This is a genomic window from Rhodococcus erythropolis NBRC 15567 (assembly GCF_001552595.1).
Taxonomy (GTDB): Bacteria; Actinomycetota; Actinomycetes; order Mycobacteriales; family Mycobacteriaceae; genus Rhodococcus_F; species Rhodococcus_F erythropolis.
Map to the genome: position 1 here is coordinate 143197 of NZ_BCRM01000017.1, position 20619 is coordinate 163815.

11 protein-coding genes are annotated in these 20619 nt (G+C 62.0%); 1 reads left to right on the plus strand and 10 read right to left on the minus strand.

What is annotated here, in order from left to right:
- Nucleotides 1–9: 9 nt before the first annotated feature.
- From RE4_RS20715 to RE4_RS20735, 5 genes are all read right to left on the minus strand, one after another.
- Nucleotides 10–1224, minus strand: coding sequence for an acetyl-CoA C-acetyltransferase (locus tag RE4_RS20715; RefSeq protein WP_003943886.1), 1215 nt, complete (start codon nt 1222–1224; stop codon nt 10–12).
- Between the two features lie 222 nt (nt 1225–1446).
- The gene (locus RE4_RS20720; RefSeq protein WP_060939261.1) at nt 1447–3324 is read right to left on the minus strand and encodes a multicopper oxidase domain-containing protein; all 1878 of its coding nucleotides are present in this window, start codon (nt 3322–3324) and stop codon (nt 1447–1449) included.
- An 88-nt stretch (nt 3325–3412) separates the two neighbouring features.
- A complete protein-coding gene (locus tag RE4_RS20725; RefSeq protein ID WP_060939262.1) occupies nt 3413–4999 on the minus strand; it encodes a hypothetical protein in 1587 nt (528 codons plus the stop codon).
- Entirely contained in the window at nt 4996–11106 is a 6111-nt protein-coding gene (locus RE4_RS20730; protein ID WP_060939263.1) for a type I polyketide synthase, read from the minus strand. Before RE4_RS20730 ends, RE4_RS20725 begins: the two co-directional genes overlap by 4 nt.
- Before the next feature lie 677 nt (nt 11107–11783).
- Nucleotides 11784–14030, minus strand: a complete 2247-nt coding sequence (locus tag RE4_RS20735) for a DNA polymerase III subunit gamma and tau (protein WP_060939264.1) — start codon at nt 14028–14030, stop codon at nt 11784–11786.
- 162 nt (nt 14031–14192) lie between these two features.
- On the opposite strand from RE4_RS20735, the gene RE4_RS20740 reads away from it, so the two are divergent.
- Nucleotides 14193–15506 (plus strand): ammonium transporter, encoded by a 1314-nt coding sequence (locus tag RE4_RS20740; protein WP_060939276.1) that lies wholly within the window; start codon nt 14193–14195, stop codon nt 15504–15506.
- A gap of 6 nt (nt 15507–15512) precedes the next feature.
- On the opposite strand, the gene RE4_RS20745 is transcribed toward RE4_RS20740, so the two are convergent.
- The 5 genes from RE4_RS20745 to RE4_RS20765 all read right to left on the minus strand — a co-directional run bounded on the left by RE4_RS20745 (nt 15513) and on the right by RE4_RS20765 (nt 20608).
- Nucleotides 15513–15884 carry a carboxymuconolactone decarboxylase family protein gene (locus RE4_RS20745; RefSeq protein ID WP_020905896.1) on the minus strand — a complete coding sequence of 124 codons (372 nt, stop codon included), beginning with the start codon at nt 15882–15884 and terminating at the stop codon, nt 15513–15515.
- 8 nt (nt 15885–15892) lie between these two features.
- On the minus strand, nt 15893–17482 hold the full coding sequence (locus RE4_RS20750; RefSeq protein WP_060939265.1) for a long-chain-fatty-acid--CoA ligase: 1590 nt from the start codon (nt 17480–17482) through the stop codon (nt 15893–15895).
- The gene (locus RE4_RS20755) at nt 17475–18098 is read right to left on the minus strand and encodes an RBBP9/YdeN family alpha/beta hydrolase (protein WP_047888063.1); all 624 of its coding nucleotides are present in this window, start codon (nt 18096–18098) and stop codon (nt 17475–17477) included. Before RE4_RS20755 ends, RE4_RS20750 begins: the two co-directional genes overlap by 8 nt.
- Nucleotides 18098–19459: an MFS transporter gene (locus RE4_RS20760; RefSeq protein ID WP_060939266.1), complete on the minus strand. Its 1362-nt coding sequence runs from the start codon at nt 19457–19459 to the stop codon at nt 18098–18100. The genes RE4_RS20755 and RE4_RS20760 overlap by 1 nt, the downstream gene beginning before the upstream one ends.
- Nucleotides 19460–19555: 96 nt before the next feature.
- On the minus strand, nt 19556–20608 hold the full coding sequence (locus tag RE4_RS20765) for a beta-keto acid cleavage family enzyme (protein ID WP_003943988.1): 1053 nt from the start codon (nt 20606–20608) through the stop codon (nt 19556–19558).
- Between the last annotated feature and the right edge of the window lie 11 nt (nt 20609–20619).

Here is a 20619-nt window from a genome sequence, read left to right on the forward strand (position 1 = left end):
GACGCCGCGTCAGACGCGCTCGATGATGGTGGCAACGCCCATACCGCCGCCGATGCACAGGGTGATGAGGGCGCGCTTGCCGCCACGACGCTCGAGCTCGTCGACCATCGTTCCGGTGATCATCGCGCCGGTTGCACCGAGCGGGTGACCCATGGCGATCGCGCCACCGTTGACGTTGAGCTTCTCGTCCGGGATGTTCAGGTCCTTCTGGAACTTCAGGACGACGGAAGCGAATGCCTCGTTGATCTCGAAGAGGTCGATGTCGTCGACCGTCAGGCCGGCAGCTGCCAGAACCTTCTTCGACGCCGGCGTCGGGCCGGTGAGCATGATGGTGGAGTCGGCGCCGCTGGTGGCGGTGGCGACGACGCGAGCGCGCGGCGTCAGACCCATGTCCTTGCCGGCCTGCTCGCTACCGACGAGCACGAGGGCAGCGCCGTCGACGATTCCCGAGCTGTTGCCGCCGTGGTGAACGTGGTTGATCTTCTCGACCCAGTGGTACTTCTGCAGCGATACGGCGTCGAATCCGCCGATTTCACCGATCACACCGAACGCGGAAGCCAGGCCGGCAAGGTTCTCGGCCGTGGTGCCCGGACGCATGTGCTCGTCGTTGTCGAGGATGGTGATGCCGTTGATGTCCTTGACCGGCACTACCGACTTGGCGAAGTATCCGCCGGTCCACGCCTTGGCGGCGAGGTCCTGCGAGCGCACGGCGTATGCATCGACGTCGTCACGCGAGAAGCCCTCGATGGTGGCGATGAGGTCTGCGCCGACGCCCTGCGGCACGAAGTAGTTGTCGTAGTTGGTGGCGGGGTCGAGCGCCCACGGTCCACCGTCGGATCCCATCGGAACGCGGGACATCGACTCGACGCCACCGGCGATCACCAGTTCGTCCCAGCCGGACCGAACCTTCTGAGCTGCCATGTTGACGGCTTCGAGGCCGGAAGCGCAGAAACGGTTGAGCTGAACGCCGCCGACGGTGTCCGGCAGTCCCGCATCGTTGACTGCAACGCGGGCGATGTCCATTCCCTGATCGCCAACGGGGGTGACGACGCCCAGGATGAGGTCGGAGATCCGATCCTCGTCGAGGTCGGGAAAGCGCACGCGCAGTTCCTGGATCAGACCCGTGACCAGCGAGATCGGCTTGACCGAGTGCAACGACCCGGTCTTCTTGCCGCGGCCTCGCGGGGTACGGATGGCTTCATAAATGAATGCCTCTGTGGTCACTGTGAGGTGTTCCTTCCGTGTAATTCGTCGAACCGGTCTGCAGATCGTCCGCGCCGCCTTCGGTGGTGGCGCATGGCCGAGGTACAGACCTCAGCCCTTTCACTGTAGAACGTGTTCCAAATTCATGGGAAGGACCGAAGCGATCCTGCTAGGTGACCGAGGTGATCCGACGCGCGAACGCCTGCCCGCTTCGGTTCATTTCGAGAGCGCCCCCGGAAGCACTCACGGCACGATGCGATACGGCAACATCATGTCGTGATCTTCGTGATCGAGTAGATGGCAATGCCACACGTATCCCTGGAGCCGACCGGTGTTACTCGCGTCGTGGTTGCTCATGCCGTGATGCCCGTTTCCCTGATGCGCCTGATCACCGCCCGTCATCCCACCGCCCGTCATCACAGCGCTCGTCATCCCACCGCCCGTCATCACAGCGCTCGGAAGACGATCGAACATCGCGTCGGGATCGAAACCCAGCTCATCCTCGGTGGGGAATCGCACGATGATCCGGGTGACAGTGCCGCCGTCCACCCTGACGGTGTCCTTCATCCCCGCTTCCCACGGCGCCGGCGCGATCATCGGCCCCGCCTCGAACCCGTCGGGCGACGGAGTCCACTTGTTGCCGATCACCGGCTGCGGATGGCGGATCAAGTACTCCAGCGTCCGCATCGGTGTCCTGCCGAGAATCCGGAAATTCACCAGGTGCAGGTGTATCGGATGCGGGTCCGGCGTGGTGTTGACGATGTTCCACTGCTCGACGGTGCCTTGCCGCGGCCTCTCGACGTCCGTGGTGCTGAACGTCAGGTTGTTCAGCGTCATCTGAGCCGGTGGATTCCGCAGTTCCAGTTGCTGGCTCACTGTCACCGTGCGAATTACCGTCGGCTGCTCCAACGGGGCGAGAACGTCACGTTGTCGGCGCCCACCGCGCAGTTGCGACGGAACACCACCGGTGAATCCGCGCCTGGAGTCGCCGCGGAACCGGCAGAACAGCGGCATAGTCACTTCACCGATGACAGCAGCGGGCAGCGGGGGCGCCTCGTCGTTGCGGAGCTCCACCGTCGAACCCTCCGACAGTCCGGTGAAATCGACGAGGAGGTCGTACCGCTCCCCCGGTGCGCAGCGGAAGGCATTGACCGCGACGGGTGCGTCGAGCATTCCGGCGTCGTTGCCGATGACCCAGAACGTCATCATGTTCGAGAAGTGAAGATTCCACACACTTGCCGACGACGCATTGACGATGCGGAAGCGGTAAAGGCCCCGAGCCACAGACAGTTCCGGCCACACCTTGCCGTTGACCAAGCCAACGTCGCCCACCGCGCCGCCTTCCCACGATCCTTCCGGGATCAAGATGGTGGATCGGCCGTTCTGGGCGCCTGTCGGCGTGAAGATCTTCTCCTGCAGGATCAACGGGATCTCGAATTCCTCGGCCGGCAACCCCAACGGATTTCCCAGTTTGCCGGTGTCGAATTCATCCCTGATCAGATAGTTGCCGATCAGACCGGCGTAGACGTTGAGCCGGGTGATGCCCATCGCGTGATCGTGATACCAGAGGTGGGCGGCTTCCTGACCGTGCGAAAAGTGATGCATCGCAGCCTGTCCCGGCATCACCAGCAGTTCCGGGTGGCCGTCGCTCTCAGGTGAAGTGACTCCACCGTGCAAGTGCAACGACGTCGGCGGTTTCGCACGAAAGTCGGCCTGCATTCCGTGCAGCGTCATATCCATGTCCGCTGCCAACGGATGTCCGGTCAGATCGTTCTCGAACGTCAACATGATCGGCTCGCCGGAATGCGCCTCGACGGTCGGGCCCAGATAACCGCCACCGATCTCTCCGCTGCGGTACGACAGTGCCGGGGACGATGGAAAGTCCCGATGAAAGGCATGTTGCCCCACTTGCGCTGTCAGCGTGATCTCGTTTCCGGAAAGCGTCGACAACGAGGGTAGTTCGTCACAAAACGGCTCGAACTCCGGCGAATGAAAAATCAACGGCGACTCGATGTCCGCGCTCCCGGTTGGAACAGCACTTGCCTTTGCACCCAATGCAACCGCCACCGTGCCGACTGCCGACCCCTTCAGAACCGACCTTCTCGAAACCCCGATACCCATACATACCCCTCCCCATCGAAACGGGTTGCGTTCTCCGGCAAGGAAAACGCAACCCGTCTCTCCACTTCGATCTCGGAAAATCCCCCGTCTACTTTCCGTCGATCGCCTCCAGCACCGAATCGATCAGTGACTGCGGAAGTTTCGACGGCGGAGAGATTTCCAGTTCTCCCAGAGCGCCCGGCATCGTCCAGACAGTTCTGTGCCGAGCGATCGCGAGCTTCTCCCGTGATCCGTCCTGATTGACCTTGAAGTACTCGAACTCGAGGTCGATCCCCCTCTCGTAGAGGGCAGCCAAGGACATCGTGACCAGGACGTCGTCGAACGGCATGACCTCGCGCAGATGCTCAACCCTGGTGTGCACACAACGCAGTTCCCCGAGAGCGCCTCTGGCCGCCATGGCCTCACGCTGAGAACGGGCGAGGAACTTGTCCCGAACCCTCGACTGCCAGATGTAATAGTTGCCGAAGTAGATGTTGCCCACGACGTTTCCGTCCTGCATCGTCGTCGAGAACATCTCGGATTCGAGCAGGTACGGATTGCGCGGCACCATCGGAGCCGAGCGGATCAAGGAACCACGATCGACGTCCTTCGGTTGTGTGGGGACAGCGATGTTCTTCGCCCCCGTCGGAATCGTCATCGGTTCGATGAAATCGTGGAAGTACTGCGGCATCGGCCGTGCCGCCACCACACCGTGGGAGAGGATTTCCACCCACGTCGTCTGCATCGCACTCCATCCGATGTGTGTGCGCGTCTCGCCGTCGACCCGGCACCATTCGACATGCAGATTGGTGGTTGCCCGATCCGGACCGGTGAGCTCGGTGATCCAGATGGTCCCCTCGACAATGTCGTCGGTGTACAGGTTCGCATCGATGAACACCTCGGAGTTGTTGGTCACCATGCCCCAACGACCCGTCGCCATGTCCTCCACGATCTGCTTCGAGATCGGTCCGGTTCCCCTCTCTCGCAAAGCGCCCAACCACAGCGCGAAGCTCGCGAACCCCACTGATCCACCGACGTTGCACGCGTCCCGGAACCCGACGGGGAACCGGATCGACACCGCCGGGTAGCCGCTCCGAGCCACCACATGCACGTCGGAGCCGTAGGCCATCGGATCGAACTGCGCGAGAGACTTCGCCGACAACGGGCCGGAGTCGAACTGTGGTGCCGGGCCTTGCGCCGGTTCTTCCGCATCCGCCTCGTCCGAAACACGCTCTTCGGCATCCGCCTCATCGGTCACAAAAGCGAGAATCCGCTCCTCGTTGTCCGTCAACAGAGCCGGAAAAGTCAGAACCACCACGCTTCCCTCTGCGCCGCCGCGGAAGGTCACTGCGTCGTCCTCCCTGGCGCCCATCGCCAGAGAAACCGACATCTGCCCCGTGGCCTTTCGGATCGCCTCGGCCGCCGCCCACAGCCTGGTGCCCGCACGATCGAGTGATTCGCCGCCTGCGATCAACTCGTCGAGCAGCGGAATCCGCGCCGAACCCAGAAGCGCCTTCCACTGCACGACGGTTCGGGAGCGAATCGGTTCGATGTCACACCCCTGAGGCCAGTCGCCGGCCGAACTGAGTGACTTGCTGCCGTCGTGCGAGAGCGAGACATCCACAGAGGGTGGAATATCACCGACAACGACGGGCTTTCCGGTTTCCTGCCATTCGATGGCAAAGGCATTACTCATTTGATCACCACATCCTCATCGAGATGAATGTTCACGGCCGCCTCGGCGATCGGTTTCTCCTGCTCGTGGCGTTCCGACTTGGTCAACTCGTGAATCCCCGGGGTGTGCGCGACCACAACCCGCGGGCTCTTCACTCCCAACGCCCGGCTGTGTTGCGCGAGCTTGTCGAGAATGATCTGTGCGTCGCGCGCAGTCGGATCCGCGATTTCCTCAGCCGTAGGACGGCTTTCGTCGTGGGAGAGAATCTGGGAGCGATATCCCTCGAGCTGCATCACCACTCGTCCGTCCTTCACCACCGCCACGTCGGCTTGCATGTGGGTCTCTGTCTGCACCTTGTCGTAGGCGTACGCGGTGAACGAACGAGCCTCGAATCGTCCGTCGTACATGTCGATTCGCGCAATGTTGACCGGAAGGCAGATCTCCCGCGGAACCATGATCTGGCCCGATTGGAGCAGGGAATCGAGGAAATACGGATCACCGAGGAGGTGCTGCTTACGGTCGGCTCGCGAAATAGCACTGAAGAGAATGTGCTCGGAATCGAGGCTCGAGATCTCTTCGAGTCGGCGGAAATCGCCCTCCTGGAACAGCAACCACGAGTAGAGGTCGTCCAACGGATCGATGTCGAGCACCGGTCGCGGCAACTCCTTCTCGAACTCCGGCAGTGATTCGTCCAGCCCGAAGATGAAGTCGGCCGAGAAATGGGGCCGCCCGTACCCGGTCCGTTCGGTGCCGATCGTGACATGCACACGCGCTCCTGCGGCATCACGATCCTGCTCCACGACGCTTGCCTTGATCTCGACTCTGGTGCCCTCGACGGTGTCGACGACGATCGGTCGATCCAGTTTGATGTCGTCGATGCGGACGCGACCCAGGGTCACGCGTCCGGTGACATACGCCGCCGCCTGCGACATCGCCTCGAGCCCGAACACCGTCGGAAGCAGCGCCGATCCCTTCCAGACATGATCGAGGACAAAGGGATCCGCCGAGGTGGACAACGTCGTCCGGGTCACCAGTTCTACCTGCGGCTCGAATGTCACCACTTGGTCGATGTAGCGCGACACCGCCGGCAGAGCCGGTGCTGCCGGCGCCCAGGTGTCGAGACCGCCGAGTCGACTGGTCACGACGATACGACTCGCCTCGGGTCCGCTGTCGACCAGGCGAAGGAAATGATCCACTCCCGCAGCCGTCGAAATCGGCATGACACCCATCTTCGCGAGGTGGTTGACACTGCCCATGCGGGCGCCCATCCCGGTCTCTCCCCACACGCTGTACGCGAGCGAGAACGTCCGAGTCTTCGGGTGCCCGGCGGCATACCGCACCACCATTTCGTCGAGAAGCTCGTTTCCGTATGCATACCAGCTGTTTCCGGGCATACCTGTGAATCCGATGATGGAAGAGAAGCCCACGAACAGCTTCAAGTCACGATCAGCGAGCGCTTCGACGAAGTTGGCTGCGCCCAGGACCTTAGGTGCAACCTCCTCGAAAGCCGCAGCGCTGTCGACTCTCTCGAACCGCCGCGGAACATTTGCCCCCGCACCGTGGACAAACCCGGTGATCGGCCCCACCTCGACCTCGATCTGGGCGACGACGCCGGCCACCGCCGCGGCATCCGTGACGTTGCAGCGATAGTAGTGAGCGCTCAAACCGGCAGACGTGAAGTCCGCAAGAGTGGAGGCGATTTCGTCGCCCGCTTGTCGCTGAGAGCTTCCGATCAGCACCAGTTCGGCGCCGGTCTTTCGACCGAGGGCCAGAGCACATTGGGCCATGATGCCTTTCGCGCCACCGGTCACGACCACGACATCCGAACTTCCCAATCCGCTTTCGCGGACGGTGTAGTCGTTCGAGGCGAGAACCCGCGGTTGCAGTGCCGTGCGTCCCATCTCGGCGTCGTAAGTCGCGAACACATAGGGTGCAACCGAATCCAACTCGGAGACGACAGTGGCTGCCACCTCCGCGTCCGCAGTCGAGCCGTCGAATCCTATGACGCGCACATCCAGTTCGGGACGCTCGTGATGCACCGAAGCGGTGAACGCCGCCACACTCGGCACCGGCGCTGGATTGCTCAACTCGACATCGGTGAACTGAACCACTGCCAATGTGGTTCGCGCGCCTCCACTTTGCTGCGCCGGAACTATCTTGTACATGTGTTCGATCCCACGGCGCAAGCCGCTTTCGGTGACGGAATCATCGGTCACGCGCGGCATTACGGCAACCACGTGGTGTGCATTCGCAGAAGTGCTGTCGGAGAATGTGCGAATGTCGACCTGAGCACCACGACCTCGAAGTTCGGATTCCAACCTTCCGACCAAACCGGCGTCGTCACCGATGACGACAAACGTCGTGTCCGTGAGGTCTCGGACTCCGTGCAACGCTGTCTCGCTCCGAACCTTTTCCAGGGTGTAATCGCGAACCCAGGTGAAGCTGTCGGCTGATATACCCTTTGCCTTCGCCGGCAGCGCCCGCGCAGCCGGCTGCTGCTGCCCCGACTTCTCCTTCGCGGACCGATCGAGCACTTCGATCAGTTCACCCAGGCTGACGTTGACGAGTTCGGCTGGATCCAGGTCACCCTGAACACCCAATCGTGTTGCCACCGTCGCGATTGCATCGGCGGCCTTGATCGAGTCCATGTTCAGGTCGTCCAGAAGGTGGAGATCGACGTCGAGAGACTCCACCGGAAATCCGGTGTCCTCCGCGATTACCTCGAGCAGTATTCGCGACACGTCCGACTGCGCCGAACTCGCTGCTGGAACGTCAGAACCGGGATGCGGTGATGCCGCAAGGATCAGCGATGCTGCTTCTCCGATGGTGGCGTTGGCCAACTCGGCAGGGTCGAGGTCGACAACCTCGAACTGATGTGCAACCTTCGAAATAGCCTCTGCCGCACTGATCGAGTCGAGATTCAGATCATCGAGCAGACGCAGATCCGTCGTGATCGACTCGGCGGGGAATCCCGTCGTATCGGCGAGGATCCTGATCAGCTCACTTTCCACGGACCCGGCGCCCGCAACAGCCGGCTCTTCGACTACCGGAGCCGAAACCGGCGAAGGAGCTTTGGCTGCTACAGATTCGTGGCCGTTGGTGACTGCCCGCGAAGTCGGAGCAGATGGAGAAGACGGAGAAGTCGCTCCACTGCCTACATCCGCGCGAATGACGTCGACGAGGAAGGTCCCGCGTCGGCTCAGGTAATCGGCCAGCGCCGCAGCCGGATCCCCGCCGGACGTACCAAGTGCGAGCGGTTCGGGAGCAGAGGTAACCGTCAGCTTCGCCTCGGCCAGGTTCTCGATGAACACCTTCTGATCGGCAGGAACGAATTCGCGCACGAACCGGCCGTCGAAAAGTTCGTTCCAGCGGACCTGAGCGCCGTGTACGTACATCGCGGCCAGTGCGACGTTGAAGTCCTCGTCGCGTCCGGACTTGGACGCAACGGGGAAGCAGCGCACGCCGTCGGTCCCATTGATCGCCTTGGTGAGCCCGGTCAGCACACGGCCGGGTCCGACCTCGACGAGCAGGTCCACTTCCTGCGAGATCCCACTTACCGTCTTGACCCAGTCAACCGGTGAGACAACCTGTTTGGTGACCAGTTCGCGAAGTGCCAGTGGCGTCTGTACGCGTTCCCCTTCGACGCAGGAATACACGGAGCAAGTCAACGAATCGACTTGCTCGTCAACGGGCGCAGTGGACTTCAGCTCCCGTTCGGCCTCGTTCATCATCTCGGAGTGGAAAGCATTCGACACGGCAAGCGCCTGAGCCGACACTCCGCGGGTCTTCGCGATGGCAACCACATCGTCGACCGCGTCTTTGGTACCCGAAACCACACTCTGCGTGGGCGTATTCAGATTCGCGACGGTCGCGTAACCCTTTGCCTCCGCGATGATCGCCTCAGCCGTCGATCGGTCGCAGGTCAGGCTCGCCATTGCGCCGTTTCCACCACCACTGACAGCCATGGCCGCACCCTTCGCCGCAGCCAAGGTGATCAGCGTCTTCTGGTCGTAAGCTCCGGCCGCGTAGAGCGCAGTCAACTCCCCGAGACTGTGGCCGGCGACAGCACTGGGTGTGACACCCAATCGGCGGAGGTACTCGAACCAGAGCAGCGACGCCAAGGCGACGGCGGGCTGGGTGAACTGTGTCTGGGCGAGGTCCCGCTTCCACTTCGCCAATTCCGCAGCGTCTGCGCTCTTGACCGGGTTCCGCAGAATCCGCGGCGTGATCGCCTCCGCTCCAACTCCCTCCAACCAGCCGTCCGCCTTGGTCGCCAGTTCGCGCGCCCACTCGAAGCGCTCGATCAGCACGCGAGCCATCTCGAGTTGTTGGGATCCCTGTCCAGGGAACAGGAATCCGATGTCGTGGCGGACGCTGTTCGAAATCGAGATCTCGTTGCTCACCACCTTGACCTGGCCGGAAGCTGGAGCGGAGTTCTCGCAGATCACGGCAAGCTGACGCATGCGTTCGGCCAACTGCGCGGGACGTCCGGCCACCACTGCGGCACGGAAGGGCGCGGTCGGCGAGATCACTCGCGAGAGTTTCGCCGAAAAGTCCAGCAGCTCCGCAACACTCAACGGAACCGCCAGATCTGCAACATCCCGCGCTCGGGTCGCCAAGTCCACCGCGGAATCTGCAGAGAGTACAAATACCTCGGTGTCCTGATACGACGCCATCATCGTGCGGACGTCTTGCGAGGGTGTCAGCTTGCTGGACGGTGCATCAGCCGATTCGATCGCGACGTGGCAGTTGATACCGCCGAAACCCATGGCTTGCGCACCGGCACGCATCTTCTCCGACGGATCTCTGATCTCGCCGTTGACAAGCGGAAAGAGTGCCGGTGCTTCGGTTCCGAACGCCGGGTTCGGGTCGGTGCAACCGGCGAGCGGCGGAAGGATTCGTTGATTGACGGCCATGGTCGCCTTGATCAGCGCAAGGATGCCCGACGCCGCCTTCGTGTGCCCGATCAGCGACTTCAGTGAGGTCATGCCGATGCTACGAGCCTCGACTGGTCCGTCCGTCTGCGCGGCCTGCTGGACGCCGGCCAATTCGACAGGGTCCCCGACGGGAGTACCAGTTCCGTGTCCTTCGACAAAGGCAACCTCGCTGGCCGCGAATCCCGCTCCCGAATATGCGCGACGGATCATTTCGGCCTGAGTTTCGGCGCGGGGCTTGGTAATTCCACCCTTGCCATCGGTAGAGATGCCCCAGCCGCGAATCGTCGCGTACACGTAGTCGCCGTCCGCCCTGGCGTCCTCGAGTCGTTTCAAGGCCACGAATCCGCAACCTTCACCCGGGATGAATCCGCTTCGGCTTGCGTCGTACACGTTCATGTCGCCGCGTGTCAGTGCACCCAAACGGGCGAATCCCACCAGTTCCAAAGGATCCAGGCTGACGTCGACTCCACCTGCCAATACGAAGTCGGCCGCGCCGGACGCCAGCTTTTCGGCTGCAGTCGCCACCGCGAGCATTCCGGACGCGCACGCACCGTCCACGACGTACCCGCCGCCGTTGAAGTCGAGGTAATTGCAGATACGGCCGGCGATCGTATTCGACAACATGCCGGCCAGAGTGTCTTCACTCGGCTCCACCAACGGGCCTTTGTAGACCTCTTCCATCGTCTCGGCGAGAGCATCGGCGACGGAACTGTCCAACTGGCGCGCTTCGGCTGCCACAGCGAGTGCGCGCTTGACGTAAGGCCAACGCAAACGCATCGACCACATCCGGGATTCTTCACCGGTGAGGGAGTTGCCGACGATTGCGGCGCTGCGTCCAGTTGGCACCGATCCTCGGCTGTAGCCCGCGTCCGTCAAAGCCCCGAGTGCTGTTTCCAGCGCCAACCAGTGTGTGAGATCTGTCGACTTGAAGGTTCGCTCCGGTATCCGGCGACCTACCCAGTCGAATTCGAAACCGTCCATGAACGCGCCGCGGTCGGCGTATGTCTTGTCGACGTCGTCAGGGCTCGCGCTCCAGTAGTCGTCGAGCGACATCCGCGACTCGGGAAACTTTCGGAATTGCATCCGTCGCGCGAGGACGTTCTCCCAAAATCCTTGCAGATCATGGGCACCGGGAGACCACATGCTCATCCCGACTATCGCGATCGCGGGATTAGTTGAATCTTCAGTCATCTTACACTTCCTATTTTCGCGCGCATCCACGGGAGACTCAATCGACCGAAGACTAACCACGCGTTCAGCCGTGTGTAAAACGCAGATTCACCTCAAGGCATAAACAAATAACAAAGGTCGTTCAGCTCCGTGAACAGGTGTCAGCAATTTGACAGCAATCGATAGTTAGCTGTAACTCGGAGTTACTTATTTGCTTCGTCGCCGGTCAAGCAGTGGCTTGAACATCCGTACCGGACACCGGTTTCACGGCCACCTTTTTCTCGAGATCGGCAAATGCTCAGTTGAGTGCGCACCGAAATGCCGCAATGCCGAATATGTGGCCAATTCGCCGAATGTCCCAAATTGGTCGATCACCGCAAAACAAACATCCGACAACTATCAATCTGAACATTCGTGGCACACCGAGAATTAGCAACAGCACGCGAATGTCGATCAGACAACGAGAAATTCCAGATATACTTCGGCGACCATCGTCCGAATCGATGTTTCGTTACACCGGAATTGAGCGAACGAATGTGCCAGCAAACCGGCCACACACAATTCAGCTTTGCCGGGCCGAGCCGGTGCCCTTTCGACACGTGCGCACACAAAAGGAACGGCACTTATAACAATTCGATCACACAGTGGTGCCGCGGCATTCCGACAGCCGTTTCACGCGCACGGACCGAGTCGGCAACTCAGCTTTCGAGGCGGCGTGCCCCGAGGACGTCCTTGAGGAGTTCCTTTGCAACGTCCTCGGGATCACGTCTGGCAGTCGGATCAGCGGGCTCAGCCGCCTCCGCGAACATCTCGTCCTCGTCCTCCGGCGTTGCAGGCGGAGGAGTTGCCTCGTAGTCGACCTCAGGAGCAGGGGCCGGTCCAGGGTCTTCCGGATAGTCGGGGGCCTCAGGCGGCGGAATGTCGTCCGAATCTCCGCGCTGGGGCTGCGGGGCCTTGGGCTGCTGCGCTGCACGCTCCTGACTGGGGCGCGAGAAGCGGGGCGCAGCGGCCGGGCGGCTCGCAGCTTCTGTCGCCTTGGGTGCGCTCGATGCTGCCGGCGCTGTGGGCGCACCTTCTTGGTACTCGACTTGCCAAGTGCCACCGAACATCTCGGCAAGGACCTCGCAGATGACCGCCGCGTTGTGCGGTTGCGTCACACGAGCACCCAGGACCGGCGAGCCGTGAGCGATGACCACAACATGTCCACGCACGTCGTGAACCGTCGCAGCGGACAGCATGGCCGGAAGAACCTTGTTTCGTTCACCGACCTTGTTGCGCAAGGTGTTCCACGATTCACGGAGGGTCTCGACTGTGGGGCCCGCCGAGACCGGCGCAGCTTCTGCAGCCGCCGGCTCCTCGTACTCGGGCTCGGGCTCGTAGTCGGGTTCCGGCTCGGCAAGCCCGATCAGCTCTTCCGCTTCGACCGGAGCAGGAGCCGGTGGTTCAACCACAGGAGCTTCAACTATTGGAGCTTCGGCAACCGGAGCTTCAACCACTGGTGCTTCAACCACCGGAGCTTCAACCACTGGAGCTTCCGCAACCGGCGGTTCCACGATCTCGACGGTGGGAGGTTCGACCACGGGAGCTGCCGCTACCGGAGGTTCGACGACAGGAGCCTCGACGACCGGCGGCGCCGCCGGAGCCGGGGCGGCTGGTTCCGGCCGTGCCTCAGGCTCGGCCTTGCGTTGGGAGGGCCGTTGGAACTTGGAAGCAATCTCCGGTTCGAGCGGCGGCACAGTCGGTGCCGGCGTTGCTGCCGCGCGAGGGGCAGCGGCAGCCGCGACTCCGGCAGCCGGAAGATCTTGTTCCAGGCGCTCGAGCCGCTGCAACACAGCCGACTCGGTGTCGGAGGCCGAAGGAAGCAGCATTCTCGCGCACATCACTTCGAGCAGCAGCCGCGGCGCCGTCGCCCCACGCATTTCACTGAGACCAGCGTGGACGGTTTCGGCGAAACGGGTGAGCGTGGCCGGGCCGACTCGCTGAATCTGTTCACGCATCGTGACCAGCTCGGCCTCCGGCGCATCGACCAACCCTCGTTCGCTGGCATCGGAGACTGCCTGCATCAAAATGAGATCGCGTAGACGTTCGAGGAGATCGAGCGCGAATCGGCGTGGATCGTGACCGGCGTCCATCACCCGATCGACAGTGCCGAACAAGGCGGCTCCGTCACTGGCAGACAGGGCGTCTACTGCTTCGTCGATGAGCGCGACGTCGGTGACTCCGAGAAGAGAGAGCGCCCGCGGATACGTGACACCTTCTTCGCCGGCTCCCGCGAGCAACTGATCGAGGACACTCAACGAGTCGCGAGGCGAACCGCCGCCAGCCTTGATGACCAGGGGATAAACAGCAGGCTCGACCGGTACGCCTTCCTGGGCGCAGATCTTTTCCAGGAGTCCGCGCATGGTCGACGGCGCCAACAGGCGGAACGGGTAGTGGTGTGTACGCGAACGGATGGTCGGGAGAACCTTTTCCGGTTCCGTCGTCGCAAAGATGAAGATGAGGTGCTCCGGCGGCTCTTCGACGATCTTGAGCAGCGCGTTGAAGCCCGCCGCCGTCACCATGTGTGCCTCGTCGATGATGAAGACGCGGTAGCGAGAAGCGGCGGGGGCGTGGAACGCCTTGTCTCGGAGTTCTCGGGTGTCGTCGACGCCACCGTGACTTGCGGCGTCGAGTTCCGTCACGTCCAGGTTGCCTGTGCCGCCCGGGCCAAGCGAAACGCACGAGTCGCATACATCGCACGGCGTCGACGTCGGTCCCTGCTCACAGTTCAGCGAACGCGCCAGGATTCGCGCCGACGACGTCTTTCCACAGCCGCGCGGGCCGGAAAACAGATAGGCATGGTTGATGCGTCCGGTGTCGAGGGCCGTGCTGAGCGGTGCGGTGACATGCTCCTGCCCCACCACCTCGGCGAAGGACGCGGGTCGATACTTCCGGTACAGGGCCACGCGCAAAGACTACCGGCGACCCACGACAGGTGATCCGGTGCGGGTGCAACGCCGACTTCTCCCGAAACATGTTCGCAACACAATCGCAGTGCGGAGGAAACCGCACGCACCCATCGTGGGTTCCGTGCACGCGGGCTGGTCCGCATGCGTGAGGAGAAAACTGTGCCCGCCACCATCGATGCCGGAGCAACTGCCTGGTTGCTCGTCAGTACTGCACTCGTACTTCTGATGACGCCAGGACTCGCGCTCTTCTACGGCGGCATGGTCCGCTCGACCGGCGTACTCAACATGATCATGATGAGCTTCGTCTCCATCGCACTCGTCACGGTCGCGTGGTTGTTCGTGGGCTACAGCCTCGTGTTCGGCGACGATCACGGTGGCATCATCGGCGGACTCGAACACGTCGGCATGGCGGGCATCGACCCGTCGACCGTGCACGGGAATGTCCCGGAAGTGTTGTTCGCAACCTTCCAATTGACGTTCGCAATCCTTACTGCAGCACTCATCAGTGGTGCGATCGCCGACCGCGCGAAGTTCTCCGCCTGGATGATCTTCGTCCCCATCTGGTCCTTGCTCGTCTATGTCCCTGTCGCTCACTGGGTGTGGAATCCGCAGGGATGGCTCGCCCAGATGGGCGCACTCGACTACGCCGGTGGCCTCGTGGTCGAAATCGTGTCCGGAGCGTCAGGCCTGGCATTGGCACTGGTCCTCGGCCAGCGGATGGGTTTCAAGGCCGAGTCGATGCGTCCGCACAATCTGCCGTTCGTCCTGCTCGGCGTCGGTCTGCTCTGGTTCGGTTGGTTCGGATTCAACGCCGGGTCGGCCCTTGCGGCTGACGGTATGGCCTCGCAGATCTTCCTCAACACACTCGTCGCCGGCTGTACCGGACTACTCGGCTGGCTGTTCGTCGAGCAGAACCGTGACGGACACCCCACGACGTTCGGCGCAGCTTCGGGCGTCGTCGCCGGTCTGGTCGCGATCACCCCGTCGTGCGGAACGGTGAACATGTTCGGTGCGCTCGTCATCGGTCTGATCGCGGGCATCGTCTGCTCGTACGCCGTGGGATGGAAGCACAAGCTCGGCTACGACGACTCCCTCGACGTCGTCGGCGTGCACCTCGTCGGCGGAATCGTCGGCTCGTTGCTGATCGGACTCCTCGCGACGGCCGTGATGACGGGCGGTCCGGAAGGTTTGTTCTTCGGCGGTGGATTCGCGCAGCTGGGCAAGCAGTTCGTCGGTGTCGTCGTGGTCGCGCTCTATGCCTTCGGTGTGACCTACGGTCTCGGAAAGCTCATCGACAAGACCTTCGGCTTCCGTATTTCGCGTGAAGACGAGGCCCGCGGAATCGACGTTGCCCTGCACGCGGAGTCCGCCTACGAGCACGGAGTCCTCGGCCACGGTCCGATCGGCGGACAGAACCCGAGCCCGTTCCTCCAGCGTCAGCGTGAGGAACGGGAGAACCGCGAGCGGGACTGACCGCCGTCACCGGTTTGCGATTTCCTCCATCAGGATCGGAACGCCGACATTGCAGGAGTGAATCCCGACGACGGTGGTCAGTTTCAGCACCTCGAGAATCTCCTTCGGGGTCACTCCCATGTCGAGCGCAGCGCGAATATGGCGTCGTACGCCGGGTGCGTACATGTGTGTGCTCGCCGCATCGACGGCTATGCACAGCAACTGGATCACCTGAGGTGACAGCACCCCACTGTTCCAGGGCTGCATTGCTGTCTTCATGTACAGCTCGGTCCACTCGGGATCCAGCTCCGAAAGTCCGTCCCACAACGGATTCCAGCCGCCCGAATCCTTCATGGCCTGGGTCACGGGAAAAGCTTCACTTGCTCGAACGTCAGTCATCGATCTCCTCAGACAATCGAAAATGCTTGATTCAGTTCACGTTTGAGAATCTTTCCGGTTGCCGTCATCGGCAGCGACGGCACGAACTCGATGCGGCGCGGATATTTGTAGGCGGCCATCTGTTCCCGCGACCATTCCACGAGATCCGATTCGGAGATCTCTTCACTCGGCTCTCGGATCACGAATGCGACAACTTCTTCGCCGAGGCTCGTGTCCGGCACCCCGACGACAGCGACGAGTGAGACGGCTGGGTGGGTGAGCAGAACCTCTTCGATTTCGCGTGGGTAGACGTTGAATCCGCCCCGCACGATCATGTCCTTCGCGCGGTCGACGATGTAGTAATTTCCGTCGGTATCGACCCGTGCCAGATCCCCGGTGCGAAACCATCCGTCGCACATTACTTCCGCCGTCGCCTCGGGTCGGTTGAAATAGCCCTTCATGACGTTGTGCCCGCGAATGGCCAACTCACCCACTTCATCGGGGCCGGTGATCGTACGCCAAGAGTCATCGACAAGCCGCGCTTCGACGCCCCAGATCGGCACGCCGATCGAACCGGGCCGGGGGTCGCTCTCCGGGTCACTGAACAAGGCCAACGGAGAGGTCTCGGACAACCCGTACCCTTCGAGGATCTGAACACCGAAGCGTTCCCTGAACTGTGTCAAGATTTCGACGGGAAGCGCTGCACCACCGGAGATCGCGCACCGCATGTTCTGTGCAACGGTCTCGATATCCACCCCGGATTTCACTGCCTCCTCCAGCACGCCGAGCAGTCCCCAATACATGGTCGGGACGCCCGCGAAGACCGAGATCTTTTCGCGTTCCATGATCTCGAGTGCCGCGGTCGCATCGAAGCGCGGCATCAACACCAAAGTGGCACCGACGCAGATTCCCGCATTCATGGTCACTGTCTGGCCGAACGAGTGGAACAACGGCAAAGTCAGGAGATAACGCTCATGCATGGACGGAACGCTCTCGAACAACCGGTTGGTCGACAGTGCATTCAAGACCATGTTGCAGTGAGTGAGTTCGGCGCCCTTGGGCTTTCCGGTCGTGCCGCTGGTGTAGAGAATGACCGCGGTGTCCGTCGGTTCACGAACAACCGCGGCTGCAGGCGTTTCCGTGCCGGACACGGATGCCAGTGCTTCGCCTAGAGTCTCGACTCCGAGGATCGACGACGGTGCACCCGGCTCGGTGCTGATCACGATCAGGGCCGAACAGGTCTCGCTCTGCTCGAACCCGGCGATGGCGTACTCGGCGATCGGTAATTCGGGACTTCCCTCGAAACAGAAGTACAGCTTCGCTTCCGAATCAGCCAGGTGATAGGCAATTTCGCGCCCCTTGAGCAGGATGTTCAGAGGAACGACGACGCCACCGGCCTTGAGAATGCCGTAGTAGACGATCGGGAACTCGAGAACGTTCGGGCAGGACAACGCCACCTTGTCACCTGGCTCGACACCCCGCGAGACGAGCAGATGGGCGATGCGATTCGCGTAGGCGTCGAACTGCGCATACGTCAGCCTCGCTTCTCCGAGAACCAGCGCATCCCGTTCCGGGTATCGCCGGGCCGAATCTTCCAGCAGAGCAGCAAGATCAAGCATGACTGTGTTCCTCCTGCGACTCGGAATCCGTGGTACGAGACGAGGCGGCGTGCGACACCGACTCGAGCAGTTCCCACACCAATGATTCCGCCCGCGGCCAATACCCGTATCCGGACGCCGGATTGAGATGTCCGACCTCACCCAGATCCAGCAACCGACTCCCCCATCCTTCAGCCAAACCCACAACTCGGCGATACCCGGCGAGCGGATCGTTCCGACTCGCCGCGACCGTGCTCGGAAAAGGCAGACGCTGACGCGGTATCGGTAGCCACCCGTTCCGATCGAGCTCCTCGAGAGACGGATAGGACTCGGGTAGAGGAAGTTCGAGATCCGCCGGCGTGACCAGAAGTGCGCCGGCAACATCTCGATGATGCGCCCTCGCCCAGTGGGCAACTGTCATAACTCCGGCGCTGTGCGCGACCAGGACCACCGGGCTGGAAACACTTGTCAACACCTCGTCCAATGCCGCAACCCTGGCATCGCGACTGAGCTTGTCGGTCTCGAGGGGAGGAACCGTCAGAACGTTGTCGAGCCTGCGCGCGAGGTGAGTCTGCCAATGATCCTCGACATGATCGCGCAGACCGGGAACTATTACTACCGTGGGTGATTCATCCATCAGGAACTCCGAACTTCTGCTACTTCAGTGGCGCCGGTGATCTCGGGCCGATTCTGCAACGTCGCCAACCGCCTCATCCCGGCGGGATAGGCACGCTTGCCGGCTACCAACGCGAGGGCCGCGACGACATAGACGAAGGGCGAAAGCTGTAGAGCACCGAGAAGACCCAGGTGATCGGCGAGGATGCCGACCACGAAGGGACCGAGCGCCAGCCCAAGAAGGTTGTTGGCAACGGTGAGCGTTCCCATGGCCGACGCTCGAATCGAGTGATGGGTAAGGTTCGCGACCATAGCTGCCGTCGGCCCCGACGAACCGGCGGAGAAGAATGCACCGATACCGAGCAATACGAGTTGCGCTGTCCCCGTATCCAACCGGAGCCCGATACTCAGCGTCACCAACGAGATGGCGCAGTAGACGATTGCGGTGGTCCATTTCCGCGCCGAATCGTCGCGGCTGAATCGATCTGTGATGAACCCGCACACCACCATCCCACTTCCGACCAAGAGGACGAATACGGAAGCTGTGACGCCGGCCTTGTCCGGGGCCAAATCGTAGTAGCGATTGAAGAAGCTCGGCAACCACGCCAGAAGTACAGCGGCGGTGAACATCTGGAGACCACCACCGATGTAGGCGAACAACACGGCGGGATTGGTGAACAGCGAGGACACCGGCGCACGAAAACCGTCGTGTCTCACCGCTTCCCCGGCGGCATCCGGCGCGGCCTCGACGGCGTAAGCGGTGAGCTTCTTCTCGGTGACGAGGGCACGGAACAGCGCAACCAGAATCAGACCGAAGATCGCCATGGCGGCAAAAGACCACCGCCAACTGAACTGGACTGCGATGAACCCACCGATTGCCACACCGATGACCGAACCGAACGATCCACCGGCCATGAAGGCACCGGCAAGAGCTGCGTGCACGCGGGGCGCAAACACACTGAGGACCACGGCGATACCCACGCTGCCGTACGCCGCTTCACCGACACCTACCAAGAATCGGGCGCCCAACATCTGTTCGTAGGTCTGAGCGATTGCGCACAGCAACGTCGCGACGCTCCACAACACCGCCATCAAGATCAAGCTCTTGACGCGGCCCCAGCGGTCCGCGAGCAGCGACAACGGGAACGTCAACAGCCCGACCATCAATGCCACCACGCTGCTCAGGGAGGCGAGGTGCGAATCGGAGAGATCCCAGTCCGCTTTAAGGATCGGGAAGACTGCACTGAGCACCTGCCTCGACATGTAGTCCGAGAGCAGAAGACCGAAAGCCAGGGCGAAAACGATCCACGGGTATAACTTTCGTCGTCCGCCGATTCCGAGCGCGGTGTCCACACGTGGCGTGGCGGGAGCTTGCAGTCCCATGACTCTCCTAGAAGTACTCGAGGTAGACGGGGGGATTCGGGGGTACGAACCGTCGCGGTTCGTACCCCCGGAACTGTTGTACGAGAGGGTGTGAACTCAGGCGTGCTGCGTGAATCCCAGCTGGCCGATCCGGCGGTTGGGCGCGTAACCCAGCTTCGCCAACGTCTCGTCGGTGTCGGCATACGTCTCGCCGATCCGGTAGATGTCCCGAGCTTCCTTCGCGGTAGCCACCTCGCGGCCCAATTCGCCTGCAATGCGCACCAACTGCTCGATCTGCTGCACCGACGTCATCTTCTCGCCCTTGCGGCCCCAGATGGTGTCCTCGTTGCCGCAACGAGCGTGCAAGCCCATCGCGATGGCCATCGTGTTCACCGGCAGGACGCTACGCATCAGCGTTTCCAGCGTCAGGCACGCACCGTCGGGAACACGCTGGACGAAGTTCATCATGTTGTACGGGTTGGGGCCGTCGAAGCCGCCGCCGATTGCGACCCACGTGAGGTTGACCGGACCCGTGTAGATGCCGCGTCGGATCAACCGCTCCACCGTTTCGAGCTGCGGAATACTGGACAACTGGAAATGCGGCTGGATTCCGGCGGCCTGCAACCGGCGCAGGTGCTCTGCCACCCACTCCGGACCGGCGGGCACGGTCATTTCCCGATACGTATCGGCCAATTCCGGACGTTGCATCGACGTACCCGCGATGTCGTCGTCGGTCATCAGTTCCATGATGTTCATCTGGCTGGTGTTGATCGCGATCGTCACCTGGTCGGGAGCCGGCTCCAATTCCGCCAGCATGTGACGCACGTCGTCGGACAACCACTTCGCATCGGCGCCTTCGCCCTCCGGGGCAAACGAAATCGAGCCGCCGACCTGCAGAATCATCTCGGGAACGGCCTCACGCAAGCGGCCGAGAAGCTCGTTGAACTTCGACAGTCGCTTCGAGCCCTTGCCGTCGAGTTCACGCACGTGGATGTGGAGAACGGTGGCACCGGCGTTGAAGCAGTCGACGGCTTGCTGGACGTGCTCGTCCATCGACAGCGGGAGGTCTTCTGCAAAATCGTCCGGCTCCCACTCCGGTCCGTAGGGAGCAACGGTGATGACAAGCTTGTCCTGGGTTTCGGGGAACAGTGAATCGTCGTGGAAATGCATAGTGTGACTCC

Excerpts from the sequence above, each read along its gene's own strand:
- RE4_RS20720 (WP_060939261.1), bottom strand. The coding sequence starts at position 3,324 with ATGGGTATCGGGGTTTCGAGAAGGTCGGTTCTGAAGGGGTCGGCAGTC.
- RE4_RS20725 (WP_060939262.1), bottom strand. The coding sequence starts at position 4,999 with ATGAGTAATGCCTTTGCCATCGAATGGCAGGAAACCGGAAAGCCCGTC.
- RE4_RS20730 (WP_060939263.1), bottom strand. The coding sequence starts at position 11,106 with ATGACTGAAGATTCAACTAATCCCGCGATCGCGATAGTCGGGATGAGC.
- RE4_RS20745 (WP_020905896.1), bottom strand. The coding sequence starts at position 15,884 with ATGACTGACGTTCGAGCAAGTGAAGCTTTTCCCGTGACCCAGGCCATG.
- RE4_RS20750 (WP_060939265.1), bottom strand. The coding sequence starts at position 17,482 with ATGCTTGATCTTGCTGCTCTGCTGGAAGATTCGGCCCGGCGATACCCG.
- RE4_RS20755 (WP_047888063.1), bottom strand. The coding sequence starts at position 18,098 with ATGGATGAATCACCCACGGTAGTAATAGTTCCCGGTCTGCGCGATCAT.
- RE4_RS20760 (WP_060939266.1), bottom strand. The coding sequence starts at position 19,459 with ATGGGACTGCAAGCTCCCGCCACGCCACGTGTGGACACCGCGCTCGGA.
- RE4_RS20765 (WP_003943988.1), bottom strand. The coding sequence starts at position 20,608 with ATGCATTTCCACGACGATTCACTGTTCCCCGAAACCCAGGACAAGCTT.